This is a genomic window from Simplicispira metamorpha, assembly GCF_004341365.1.
In the GTDB taxonomy this organism is placed as follows: domain Bacteria; phylum Pseudomonadota; class Gammaproteobacteria; order Burkholderiales; family Burkholderiaceae_C; genus Simplicispira; species Simplicispira metamorpha.
The window spans coordinates 38232-50472 of sequence record NZ_SLXH01000008.1; the positions used below are offsets into that span (position 1 = coordinate 38232).

Genomic DNA, 12241 nt, shown 5'->3' on the forward strand with positions numbered 1-12241 from the left:
CTACTCGAACTACCAGCCAGTTCGTTCCCGCTGGGTTCCGTGTGTGCCGGATCACTGGCGGCTACTCCGTGCCAAGAACTTCTTGCGAGAAATAGACGACCGCTCAAAAACGGGCGAGGAAACTCTGCTGTCGATGCGTCAGCACCGTGGCTTGGTTCCGCACAACGATGTTTCGGTCAAGCGCATCGCCCCGGAGAATCTCATCGGTTACAAGAAGGCGCGACCAGACGAACTGGTGTTGAATCGGATGCAGGCTGGCAATGCAATGTTCTTCCGCAATCGCCTGTCCGGTTTAGTTAGCCCGGATTACGCGGTGTTTCGCCTGCTTCGTGACGACAGCCCCGAATACCTCGGTTATTTGTTCCGGTCGTGGCCGATACGCGGATTGTTCCGGTCTGAGTCGAAAGGTCTTGGAACGGGAACCTCAGGTTTTTTGCGGCTCTATTCAGACCGATTTGCTGCGCTCGAAATCCCATTGCCGCCACGCCCCGAGCAAGATCAGATCGTCGCCTACCTGCGCGCGCAGGACGCGCACATCGCCCGCTTTATCCAGGCCAAGCGTGAGTTGATCGCCCTGATGGCCGAGCAACGTGGCGTTCTTGCAGAGCAGGCCATTTCATCTTCGGAAACTCAACACCTTCGGCTTGACCGCGTCGTCTCGCTTTTGGCGACGCCCATCACCAGAGAGTCGGAAGTGACCTACATGCCGATTGGCATGTTCAACCGTGGTCGCGGCATTTTTCACAAGCCGCCCACCGAAGGGAAACACCTTGGGGATTCGACTTTTTTCCGCATCGAGAAAGGCTACCTGATGTTCAGCGGCCAGTTCGCTTGGGAAGGTGCTGTGGCCGTTGCCAGCGCCGAAGATGATGGGTGCATTGCATCCCATCGCTACCCGATTGCCAAATGCAAACGTGATGCCGTCACGCCTGAGTATCTCTACACGTTCTTCTTGAGCAAGGCTGGCGACCTGATTCTCAACCATCATTCACGCGGCGCTGCGGGGCGTAATCGCCCGCTGAATCCGCGCACGCTGTTGAAAGAGAAGGTTCCGGTTCCGCCGCTGCATCTGCAGCGCGAAGTTTCCAACTTCTACTACGAAGAACTATCGGTGCGCCGAGAGATAGAGAAGGAAATCGCCCTCATCCGCGAATACCGCGACTGCCTGATTGCCGATGTGGTCACCGGCCAAGTGGACGTGCGGGGCTGGCAGCCCGGCCCGGAGGACGTGGTGGACGACGCTGCGCTGGTGGCACTGGGCGGCGACGAAGACATCGACACCGAGACGGAGGACGGCGATGGCGAAGAAGACTGAGTCCGCTTTGGCCTCCAACGCGCTGCTTGCCGAACTGCGCGGCCTGATCGACACCGCCCGCCAGCACGTCGCCCAGACCGCCAATGCCACGCTGACCATGCTGTATTGGCGCATCGGCCTGCGCATTGGGGTGGAGTTGCTCCAGAAAGAGCGTGCGCCCTACGGGCAAGAGATTGTCTCCGCAGTGAGTAGAGAATTGACCCTGGCCTACGGCAAGGGCTTCACCGATCGCAACTTGTGGCACATGAAGCGATTTGCAGAGGTCTTCCCCGACGAGCAGATGGTTTCTACGCTGAGTGCGGTTTTGTCATGGACGCATTTCCGCCAACTCATCTATCTGGAGCGGCCTTTGCAGCGCGAGTTTTACGCCGAGATGTGCCGCATCGAACGCTGGAGCACGCGCACGCTGGAGCAGAAGATCGGCGGTATGTTGTACGAGCGCACGGCCATCTCAAAAAAGCCCGAAGCGGTCGTGGAGATGGAAATTGCCAAGCTGCGCGAGCAAGACCAGATCAGCGCCGACCTGGTGTTTCGTGACCCCTACCTGCTGGATTTTCTCGGCCTGCAAGGCGCGTACAGCGAGCGCGACCTGGAGTCTGCCATCCTGGCCGATATGGAACGCTTCCTGCTGGAAATGGGTGACGGCTTCTGTTTTGTGGCCCGACAAAAGCGCTTGGTCATTGGTGCGGACGATTTTTATATCGACTTGCTGTTCTACCACCGCAAGCTACGGCGATTGGTAGCTATTGAACTCAAGCTGGAGAGGTTCCAGGCGGCGCACAAGGGACAGATGGAGCTGTATCTGCGCTGGCTCAATCGCCATGAGCGGCAACCTGGTGAAGAAGAGCCTATTGGCCTGATTTTGTGCGCCAGCATCAACCGGGAAGAAGTCGAAGTGCTGCAACTGGACGGCTCCAGCATCCGCGTGGCCGAATACCTGACCGAACTGCCGCAGCGCGAGGCACTGCGCTCGCGTTTGCATCACGCCATCGCCGTGGCGCGTGAACGTGCCGCACCGGTGGCCTTATCGCGGCCCACGACAGCGACCCAACCCACGAATGCAGTGCCCAAACCCCGGCGCAGAAAAAAGGAAGGCAACGCATGAAGCCCACCGACACCAGTGAAAAAGGTCTGGAGCAGTTGATCGTGCGCCACCTGGCGGGCATCAGCGAGCAGCCGCAGGCCCAGGACTGGGCGGCGGGTGAAGTGGGGGCGATGTATGCGCCGGGCGGCTACGTACTGGGTCGGGCAAGCGACTACCACCGCGATGTGGCGCTGGATGTGGTGCAGTTGCTGGCGTTTCTGAAGGCGACGCAGTCCACCGTCGTCACTGAGCTGGAACTGGCCAACGAAGGCATCAAGCGCACCCAGTTCCTGCACCGCATCCAGGGCGAGATTGCCAAGCGCGGCGTGGTGGATGTGCTACGCAAGGGGGTCAGTCACGCAAATGGCGGTGGCACCGTACACGTCGATCTGTACAAGTTGCTGCCCACACCAGGCAATGCCAGCGCCTTTGAAAACTTCGGCAAGAACATCTTCAGCGTCACCCGGCAACTGCGCTACAGCAACGACGAATTGCAGCGTTCGCTGGATATGGTGATTTTCATCAACGGCTTGCCGGTATTGACCTTCGAGTTGAAGAACTCGCTGACCAAGCAAACCGTGGCCGATGCCGTCACGCAGTACCAGAGCGACCGCAATCCGAAAGAGTTGTTGTTTCAGCTCGGGCGCTGCGTGGCACACATGGCGGTGGACGATGCCGAGGTGCGTTTTTGCACGCACCTGACCGGCAAGACTTCGTGGTTTCTGCCCTTCAACCAGGGCTGGAACCACGGCGCAGGCAACCCGCCCAACCCGGACGGCTTAAAGACCGACTACCTGTGGAAGCAGGTGCTACAAAAGAACTCGTTGGCCAACATCATCGAGAACTTCACGCAGATAGTGGAAGAGGAAGACGAAAAGGGCAAAAAGCGTCGCAAGCAGGTGTTTCCACGGTTTCACCAACTGCGAACCGTCCGCACTTTGCTCTGTCTCTCCCGCGAGGATGGCGTCAGCAAGCGTTACCTGATCCAGCACTCGGCGGGCAGTGGCAAGAGCAACACCATTGCGTGGCTTGCACACCAGTTAGTGGAGCTCAAGACTGCTGCCGATGCGATGCTGCCTCAATTCGATTCGGTCATCGTCATTACTGACCGGCGTGCGCTGGACACCCAGATCGCCCGCACCATCAAGAGCTATGACCACGTGGCATCGATCTTCGGCCACTCAGAAGACGCCGCCGAGTTGCGCACCTTCCTGCGCAAGGGCAAGAAAATCATTGTGACGACGGTGCAGAAGTTCCCGTTCATCCTCGATGAACTGGACGACCTCGGCGGCAAGAGGTTCGCGCTGTTGATCGACGAGGCGCATTCCAGCCAGGGTGGCAAAACCACGGCCAAGATGCACATGGCTTTGTCGGGTGCGGCTGGGGACGGCGAGGATGGCGATGAATCCGTCGAGGACGCCGTCAACAAGCTGATTGAATCGCGCAAGATGCTGTCGAACGCCAGCTACTTTGCCTTCACGGCCACGCCGAAAAATCGCACGCTGGAGTTGTTTGGCGAGCGTTACGTGGAAGGCGGAGAAGTGCGCTACCGCTCGCCGCAAGAGCTGACCTACACCACCAAGCAGGCAATTCAGGAGGGCTTCATCCTCGACGTGGTTGCCAATTACACGCCGGTGGACAGCTTCTACCATGTCGCCAAGATCGTCGAAGACGACCCAGATTTCGACAAGGCCAAGGCGCTGAAGAAGATTCGCAACTACGTCGAATCCCACGACAAGGCCATCCGCAAGAAGGCTGAGATCATGGTCGATCACTTTGTGGCGCAGGTGGCAGACAAGCAAAAAGTTGGTGGCAAGGCCCGGGCGTTGATTGTCTGCAACGGCATTGCACGGGCCATCGACTATTACCGGGAGGTGTCAGATTACCTCCGCACGATCAAGAGCCCGTTCAAGGCCATCGTGGCGTACTCAGGCGATTTTGAAATTGGCGGCGCAAAAAAAACCGAGGCCGATCTGAATGATTTTCCGAGCAAGGACATTCCGGTCAAGCTCAAACAAGAGCCGTATCGCTTTCTGATCGTTGCCAACAAGTTCGTTACCGGTTTTGATGAACCGCTGCTGCACACGATGTACGTAGACAAGCCGTTGGCGGGTGTGCTGGCCGTGCAAACGCTCTCCCGGCTGAACCGCGCCCATCCGCAGAAGCGCGATACTTTTGTTCTGGACTTCGCCAACAACGCTGAAGCGGTGAAGGTAGCCTTCCAAGACTACTACCGCGCCACGATCCAAACCGGTGAAACCGATCCCAACAAGTTGCACGATCTGAAGAGCGATCTTGATGCCAAGCAGGTGTATAGCTGGCAGCAGGTTGAGGACTTGGTTGCCCTGTACGTTACCGGCGCAAACCGAGACAAGCTTGACCCCATCCTTGACGCCTGCGTTGCCGAATACATCGATAACTTGGATGAAGACGGCCAAGTTGAGTTCAAGGGCAAAGCCAAATCCTTCGTGCGCAGCTATGGCTTTCTTGGGGCAATCCTGACTTACGGTCACCCAGCGTGGGAGAAGCTTTCGATTTTTCTGAACTTCCTGATTCCAAAACTACCTGCTCCAAAAGAGGAAGACTTGTCCAAGGGCGTGCTGGAGGCCATTGACATGGAAAGCTACAGGGTGGAAGCGCAGGCGTCGCTGAAGATGACGATGGGCGATGCGGATGCCTTCATTGAACCGCCACCAACTGGCGGTGGTGGCGGTGGCGGCGACCCGGAAATTGACAAGCTATCCAACATCGTGAAGGCCTTCAACGACATGTTTGGCAACATTGCCTGGAAAGATGGCGACAAGATTCGCAAGGTCATCACCGAGGAAATTCCGGCACGGGTGGCACAGGACAGGGCTTATCAGAACGCAATGAAATTCACCCCGTCCACTGCCAAACTGGAGCACGACAAGGCGCTGAACCGTGTGGTGCTGGAGTTGATTGCCGACCACACAGAGTTGTTCAAGCAGTTCAGTGACAACCCCAGCTTTAAGCGCTGGATGACGGATATGGTTTTTGACTCAACTTATCACCCGGGATCGGTGCCACCCAGCACTTCAGAGCAGGCGGTGCGCCTGCGTGAAGTGGGGGGCAGTGCTGCTTAAATCAGCACGCCCGGTTGCTCGCCGCGCTCGTACACCACATGCGCGCGCCCGACGATCAGCGGGTCCAGCTTGCCGATGGTCTTGGGGTCTTTGTTGGTGTAGGGCAGTTTGTGCAGCACGTAGCGCATGGCGTTGAGGCGGGCGCGTTTTTTGCAGTCGCTTTTGACCACCGTCCAGGGCGAATCGGCGGTGTCGGTGCCAAAGAACATGGCTTCTTTGGCGCGGGTGTAGTCGTCCCACTTGTCCAGGCTGGCCAGGTCGATGGGGCTGAGCTTCCATTGCTTGAGCGGATGCACCTCGCGCTCCTTGAAGCGGCGGCGCTGCTCGGCCCGCCCCACCGAGAACCAGAACTTGACCAGGTGGATGCCGCTGCGCACCAGCGTGCGCTCGAATTCGGGCGTCTGGCGCATGAACTCGTGGTATTCGGCATCGGTGCAAAAGCCCATCACGCGCTCTACGCCAGCGCGGTTGTACCAGCTGCGGTCCAGCAGCACGATCTCGCCTGCGGTGGGCAGGTGCTGGATGTAGCGCTGAAAATACCACTGGCCGCGCTCGACTTCGCTGGGTTTTTCCAGTGCCACCACGCGCGCGCCGCGTGGGTTCAAGTGCTCCATGAAGCGCTTGATGGCACCGCCCTTGCCTGCGGCGTCGCGCCCCTCAAACAAAATCACCACGCGCTGGCCCGTCTCTTTGACCCAGGCTTGCAGCTTGAGCAATTCGACCTGCAATTGGTACTTTTGCGCCTCGTAGGTGGAGCGGCGCATCAGGTTTTTGTAGGGGTAGCCGCCCTCGCGCCAGTCCCGGGCGAGTTCATCGTCGGGGTGGTTTTTGTGAACGGGTTCGCTGGAGGCGTCAGAGGTGGCCCACAGGGCCTGGCGCAGTGCGGCCAGGTCGTCTTGCGAGGCGCCTTCCAGGGTGGCGCGCAGGGCGCTGGCGCGTTCTGCGGCGGGCAATGCCGTGTTGTCCAGCAGCCCCAGCACAGCCGCCAGCTGGTGGTTTTGTGCGGCCTGGGTGGCTTCCTGGGGAATATGGCGACCCACGGCGCTGGTGGTCAGGTGCGGGGCCGTGTCGCCCCGCAGCGCACGCCGGGGGGCTGCGGCGGTTTTGGCGGTTTTGGCAGATTTCGCGGGTTTGGCAGATGGGGCGCCAGGGGCCGAGGGCGAGACAACGCTTTGCAGGGCGTTGGGCGGGGTCGGCTCAGTGGCGTTGGCGGGGGAGGTGTTTTTATCGGTCATGCCAACATTCTGTCACCAGCGCAGCACCGGGTGCGCAGAAATCAAAGCCGACTTGGCCCCCGGTTTAGTGGCTGGCGTGGGCGTGGCCGGTGGCCTGCTCCCAGCGCGATTTGCAGGCGACGCAGTGCTGGGTTTGCGGCTCGATTTGCAGGCGCGCAAAGGGGATGTCGCAGCCGCATTCATCGCACAGGCCGTAACTGCCGTCGGCCAGGGCATCCAGGGCGCGGTTGATGCGGGCCAGGTCGGCGGCGTCGATGTCGGTCAGGGCCTGGTCGACCTCGCGGGCCACATTGCGTTGCACTACAGCCCCCTCGTCGGCGCTGGGAGGCGCGAGGTTCTCGCGGTTTTGCTGCATCTGGGCATGCAACTCGTCGCGGCGTGCCAGCAGCAGGGCCCGGAGTTCTTCTTTTTGGGCGGTGGTCAATGCGGCGGTCATGGTGTGCTCCTGGATTTTTGGTGGTTGAGAGAGCTGGCCCAGCGCACTGTGGTGGTGCGCTGGCCAGGTCTTTGCCATCGTAACGCTTGGGGGCTGCGCTATCCTGCAAAGACCAGTTTCCCTGCCGTTTTTGCCATGTCCCTTGATCTTTCTCGCATCCGTGCCATCACCCTTGACCTGGACGATACGCTGTGGCCCATCTGGCCCACCATTGCGCGCGCTGAAGTGGTGTTGCAAAACTGGCTGGGCGCGCACGCCCCGGCCACGCAGGCGCTGTGCCAGCAGCCGGGCGTGCTGCGCGCCATCCGTGAGCAGGTACACCACGAGTGCCCCGACCTGCTGCACGACATGAGTGCGCTGCGCCGCGAGTCCATTCGCCGCGCACTGCTGCGCGCGGGCGACGACCCGGCGCTGGCGCAAGACGCCTTTGAGGCGTTTTTTGCCGAGCGCCAGCGCGTCGAGCTGTTTGCCGATGCGCTGCCCGCGCTGGAGTACCTGAGCAGCCGTTTTCCGGTGGTGGCGCTGTCCAATGGCAACGCCGATGTGCAGCGTGTGGGGCTGGGGCGGTATTTTTATGCCTCGGTCAGTGCGCGCGAGGTGGGCGTGGCCAAGCCCGATGTGCGCATCTTTCAGCGCGGTGCGCAGGCGGCCGGGGTGCCCGCGCAGCAGGTGCTGCACATTGGCGACGATGCCCACCTCGATGGCGTAGGGGGCCTGCAAGCGGGCATGCAGGTGGCCTGGCTGAATCGCGCGGGCCACGATTGGGCACATGCGCCACACGCGCCGCACCTCACGGTGGCCGATCTGGGCGCGCTGTGCGCTTGTCTGGCCAAGGACGGATAGGGCTGCGTGGCGGGCCACAGTACGCTGCGCTTCGTGCTGCCGTGCTGCCGTGCTGCCGTGCTGCCGTGGTCTGCCTGATTTTGAGGTCAAATCAGGCTCAAAGCCTTGCCTGGTGTGCGCTAACAGCTATCGATTAAATAGCGTTTTAGGACTGTATCAGGCGCTGGAGGTGCCTTGGCCAGCGGCAGTGCCGCTGCGCACCGCGCCTTCGAGCGTGGCGGGGTAGGGGCCAGCGATGTAATCGCCGCAGGCCCACAGGCCCGGGGCGATGCGTGCGCCAGGGCGGCGCAGGCCGGGGGTGCAGGCAAAGGTGGCACGTTTTTCGACCACGGTTTGCACGGCTTGCAGGTCGTGCAGGCCCAGTTCTTCGCGGGCTTGCGCCAGCACCTGCTGTTCCAGCTGGGCGCGGTCGCCGTGGCTGGTGCTGGCCACAAAGGCCAGCAGGCCGGGCGGGTCGCCCAGCTGGCCACGGTCAAACACAAACTGGGCCGGGCCGGTGGCGGGGCTGCGCAGCGCCACCATGGGGCGTGCCAGCAAGTGCTTGCCGGGCGCGGGCACCGGGCCTTGGGCATAGACGGTGGCAATGGCCTCAAAGTGCAGCGCCTCGGCGCAGGCTGCCCAGTCGCACAGCGGCACGGCCATGGCCACGGGCGCGGTTTGCGCGCACTGCGACACGATGCGCGCGGCCTCGGTGCTGGAGGCGGCCAGCACCACGGCGTCAAAACGCTGGCCATCAACCAGCCAGCAGCCGCTGTGCGGCATGGCCGTGACCGAGCGCACGCGCACGCCCGTGCGCACCACCGAACCCTGGCCGCGCAGCCAGCGCGCAGCCGCCTCCGGAAACAGCTCGCTCAGGTTGGTGCGCGGCAGCAACAGGTTGGAGCCGCCGCGTCCGCTGAACAGGCTGTCTTGCAGCACGCGCAAAAAGACCTGGCCGCTGGCCTGGTCGGCGGGGGTGTTGAGCGCAGCCACGCACAGCGGATCAATGAACTCTTGCAGCAGTTTGGGCGGCAGCGCCGCACACAAATCGGCCACCGACTGGTGCTGCGCGCAGGTAAAGCGTGCCCGCTGCCAGCCAAAAGCCACACGCAACAGCGCCAGCCGCTCGCGCCAGCGCCAGCCGTGCGCACGGGCAATGCCGATGGCGGCGTCCCAGGGCGGTGGCAGGTCGGGCCATTGCAAGCCGCTGCCATCGGCAAAGCGCAGCGCCAGCGGCAGGCGCAGCAGGGCGGTGTCAGGGTTGATGCCCACCTGGCGCATCAGGCGCAGCGATTCGGTGTAGGCGCCGATGAGGATGTGCTGGCCGTTGTCCAGCACCAGCTCTTGCCCATCCACACCGGTGGCCAAAATGGCCCGGGCGCGCCCACCCAGGGCGCGGGCTGCTTCAAAAACAGTAGCATGGTGCCCGGCTTGCACAGTGGCCACCGCAGCGGCCATGCCCGCCCACCCTGCCCCGACGATGGCTATGCGGCGCATGGGTCAGAAAAGGGCAGGGCGCCCGGCGCAGTGGGCTACCGTGGGGGCGAGGTTTCGCCGCCGGGCCGCCTCAAGGCGAAATGCAGCCCCCTTGGGGGGCAGGGCGCCACACGCAGTGGGCCACCGTGGGGGCGATCTCATAGGCGCCCCAGGGCCTGCACCTTCCAGGCCAGCCAGAATTTGCGCAGCGGCGTCAGGCTCACGCGCTGGTGCAGCACCTGGAAGTTGTCGCGCTCGATCTCGCGCAGCAGGGTGCGGTAGATGCTGGCCATCATCAGGCCGGGTTTTTGTGCGCGCCGGTCGGCAGCAGGCAACAGGGCCAGCGCTTCGTCGTAGAGCTGGTGCGCGCGTTCGGCCTGAAAACGCATCAGCGCGGTAAAGCGATCAGAGTATTCGCGCTTGAGAATTTCGTGCGCCTTGACGTCGAACTTTTGCAGCTCGTTGACGGGCAGGTAGATGCGCCCGCGCAGTGCGTCTTCGCCCACGTCGCGCAGGATGTTGGTCAGTTGCAGCGCCTGGCCCAGGCGGTGGGCGTATTGCGTGGTGGCCGGGTCGGTTTGGCCAAAAATCTGCGCTGCCACCTCGCCCACCACGCCAGCGACCAGGTGGCAGTAGCGTTGCAGGCCGGGGTAGTCGAGGTAGCGTGTTTGCTCCAGATCCATCTGGCAGCCTTCAATGACGGCTTGCAGGTGGCGTGGCTCTATGGCGTAGGCGCTGGTGTGCGGTATCAGTGCCTGCATGACCGGGTGTGTGGGCGTGCCCGCAAAGGCCTTGGTCACCTCGCTCTGCCACCAGGCCAGTTTGCTGCGGGCCACGCTGGGGTCGGAGACTTCATCGACCACGTCGTCCACCTCGCGGCAAAACGCATAAAAGGCCGTGATGGCTGCGCGCCGGGGCCGGGGCAGGAACAGAAAGGCGTAATAGAAGCTGCTGCCCGAGGCGGCGGCTTTTTGTTGGACGTACTGTTCCGGATTCATGGGGCGCGATTGTCCCATGGCAGGTGCGCTGCTTCGCGGAACGGGCCATGGCAAATGTGCTTTTCACCCTTTTGTGTCCTGATGTGAGCGCTATGATTCCCGCGTCCGAACAACAAGAGGCCCCCCATGCTGAACAACCTGCGCATCACACAGCGTTTTGTCGTCGTGCTTTTGGCGTATTGGATATCTTTCACGGCAGTGGTGGCGGTCAGTCTCTGGGGGCTGGTGTCGGCCCGTGACAGCCTCAAGACGGTGCACACCGAGGCCATGCACTGGGCGCTGCTGGCCGAAGAAAACATACAAATCCAGTTGCAAACGCGCATGCAGGTGTTGCTGGCCTTTCAGCACGCGCCCGACAGCCCTCTGGCGGCTGTCCATTCCCACCCCACCAGCCTGCACCTGCAAACCATTGCCGATAACCAGGCGCGGGCTGCCGTGCTGAACAAAGAGATCGAAGCCGGCGCAGCCACCGATGCCCGGGCGCAGCAGTTGCTCCAGACCCAGCAGGGCCTGCGCAACGCCTGGCGCGACAAGTTGCGCCCCACCCTCGACGCCATCAAGGCAGAAGATTTCAATCCGCAGGTGATGGAACGCTTCCTGGAAGCCAGCCGCACCGAGGGCGAGGCCCTGATCAAGTCCATGGCCGCGTTCCGCGACTACCAGGTTTCGCGCGCTGATGCGGCCTACCAGGACGCCGAGCACCGCTACAACATCGCCCTGCTGGTGTTTGTGCTGACCACGGTGCTGGGCGGTGTTCCGGCCTCGGTGCTGTCGCTGACGCTGCTGTCGCGCCTGCGCTCGGGTTTTCGCCAGGCCGGTGAGGCCACGGCGGCCATTGCCAACAGCGATTTGTCGCAGTCGGTGGTTTGCAGCGGCAGCGATGAAATCGCCTCCCTGCTCGGCCAGGTTGAAGCCATGCGCACCAATCTGCACAACGCCATCGGCCAGGTGCGCGGTGGTGCCGACGCCATTGCCGGTGCGGCCTCCGAAGTGGCCACGGGCACGCAGGATTTGTCCGATCGCACCGAGGCGCAGGCCAGCTCGCTGGAACAGACGGCATCGGCCACCGAGCAGCTCTCGGGCACGGTGCAGCACAACGCCGACAGCGCCAACCAGGCCAACCAGCTGGCCGTGGCCGCCACCGGCGTGGCCGAGCGCGGCGGGGCTGTGGTGGCGCAGGTGGTGGACACCATGGAGGCCATCAACGCTTCCTCGCGCAAGATCGTGGACATCATCAGCGTGATCGACGGCATTGCATTCCAGACCAACATCCTCGCCCTGAACGCTGCCGTCGAGGCCGCGCGCGCGGGTGAGCAGGGCCGGGGCTTTGCCGTGGTGGCCTCTGAGGTGCGCAGCCTGGCCCAGCGCAGTGCCGAAGCGGCCAAAGAGGTGCGTGCCCTCATCACCAACTCCGTGGACAAGGTGGGCGTGGGCAGCCAGCAGGTGGCCCAGGCCGGCGCCACCATGCAGGAGATCGTGACGGGCATCCAGCGCGTGGCTGACATCGTGGGCGAGATCGCCTCGGCCAGCCGTGAGCAGTCTTCTGGCCTGGCGCAGATCAACCAGGCGGTGGCGGACCTGGACGGTGTGACGCAGCAAAACGCCGCACTGGTAGAGCAGACCTCTGCCGCCTCCAGCGCCTTGCAGGAGCAGTCGCGCCAGCTCGCTGGTCTGGCCGCTTCATTTACTTTGCAGTCTGGCAGCAGACCGCAGGCGATAGCCCCGCAGCGCAAGCGCGCCCCCCAGGCGCTGACCCACTCATAAGAAATCA

At 62.6% G+C, this 12241-nt stretch carries 9 protein-coding genes; 5 read left to right on the plus strand and 4 right to left on the minus strand.

Going from position 1 to position 12241, the window contains the following annotated elements; genetic code table 11:
- Positions 1-82 precede the first annotated feature (82 nt).
- From EV674_RS17720 to EV674_RS05930, 3 genes are read left to right on the plus strand one after another with little or no spacing between them, the layout of a single operon-like run.
- Positions 83-1315: a restriction endonuclease subunit S gene (locus EV674_RS17720; protein WP_241524885.1), complete on the plus strand. Its 1233-nt coding sequence runs from the start codon at positions 83-85 to the stop codon at positions 1313-1315.
- Entirely contained in the window at positions 1299-2420 is a 1122-nt protein-coding gene (locus EV674_RS05925) for a PDDEXK nuclease domain-containing protein (protein ID WP_119012506.1), read from the plus strand. The genes EV674_RS17720 and EV674_RS05925 overlap by 17 nt, the downstream gene beginning before the upstream one ends.
- Positions 2417-5503: a type I restriction endonuclease subunit R gene (locus EV674_RS05930; RefSeq protein WP_119012505.1), complete on the plus strand. Its 3087-nt coding sequence runs from the start codon at positions 2417-2419 to the stop codon at positions 5501-5503. Before EV674_RS05925 ends, EV674_RS05930 begins: the two co-directional genes overlap by 4 nt.
- Here the strand turns inward: EV674_RS05930 and ppk2 are convergent.
- Both ppk2 and EV674_RS05940 read right to left on the minus strand, forming a co-directional pair.
- Entirely contained in the window at positions 5500-6738 is a 1239-nt protein-coding gene (gene ppk2, locus EV674_RS05935; RefSeq protein ID WP_119012504.1) for a polyphosphate kinase 2, read from the minus strand. The genes EV674_RS05930 and ppk2 overlap by 4 nt on opposite strands.
- A 64-nt stretch (positions 6739-6802) precedes the next feature.
- The gene (locus EV674_RS05940) at positions 6803-7174 is read right to left on the minus strand and encodes a TraR/DksA family transcriptional regulator (RefSeq protein ID WP_157983666.1); all 372 of its coding nucleotides are present in this window, start codon (positions 7172-7174) and stop codon (positions 6803-6805) included.
- A 135-nt stretch (positions 7175-7309) separates the two neighbouring features.
- Between EV674_RS05940 and EV674_RS05945 the strand changes: the two genes are divergently transcribed.
- A complete protein-coding gene (locus EV674_RS05945; RefSeq protein ID WP_119012502.1) occupies positions 7310-8017 on the plus strand; it encodes an HAD family hydrolase in 708 nt (235 codons plus the stop codon).
- Positions 8018-8173: 156 nt separating this feature from the next.
- Here the strand turns inward: EV674_RS05945 and hpnE are convergent, their stop codons facing one another.
- On the minus strand, positions 8174-9493 hold the full coding sequence (hpnE, locus tag EV674_RS05950; protein ID WP_119012501.1) for a hydroxysqualene dehydroxylase HpnE: 1320 nt from the start codon (positions 9491-9493) through the stop codon (positions 8174-8176).
- A 137-nt stretch (positions 9494-9630) separates the two neighbouring features.
- A complete protein-coding gene (hpnD, locus tag EV674_RS05955; protein WP_119012540.1) occupies positions 9631-10470 on the minus strand; it encodes a presqualene diphosphate synthase HpnD in 840 nt (279 codons plus the stop codon).
- A 126-nt stretch (positions 10471-10596) separates the two neighbouring features.
- On the opposite strand from hpnD, the gene EV674_RS05960 reads away from it, so the two are divergent.
- On the plus strand, positions 10597-12234 hold the full coding sequence (locus tag EV674_RS05960) for a methyl-accepting chemotaxis protein (RefSeq protein WP_119012500.1): 1638 nt from the start codon (positions 10597-10599) through the stop codon (positions 12232-12234).
- Positions 12235-12241 lie beyond the last annotated feature (7 nt).

Coding starts and splice junctions, on each gene's coding strand:
- hpnE (WP_119012501.1), bottom strand. CDS start 9,493: ATGCGCCGCATAGCCATCGTCGGGGCAGGGTGGGCGGGCATGGCCGCT.
- EV674_RS05940 (WP_157983666.1), bottom strand. CDS start 7,174: ATGACCGCCGCATTGACCACCGCCCAAAAAGAAGAACTCCGGGCCCTG.
- EV674_RS05925 (WP_119012506.1), top strand. CDS start 1,299: ATGGCGAAGAAGACTGAGTCCGCTTTGGCCTCCAACGCGCTGCTTGCC.
- ppk2 (WP_119012504.1), bottom strand. CDS start 6,738: ATGACCGATAAAAACACCTCCCCCGCCAACGCCACTGAGCCGACCCCG.
- EV674_RS05945 (WP_119012502.1), top strand. CDS start 7,310: ATGTCCCTTGATCTTTCTCGCATCCGTGCCATCACCCTTGACCTGGAC.
- hpnD (WP_119012540.1), bottom strand. CDS start 10,470: ATGAATCCGGAACAGTACGTCCAACAAAAAGCCGCCGCCTCGGGCAGC.
- EV674_RS05930 (WP_119012505.1), top strand. CDS start 2,417: ATGAAGCCCACCGACACCAGTGAAAAAGGTCTGGAGCAGTTGATCGTG.
- EV674_RS05960 (WP_119012500.1), top strand. CDS start 10,597: ATGCTGAACAACCTGCGCATCACACAGCGTTTTGTCGTCGTGCTTTTG.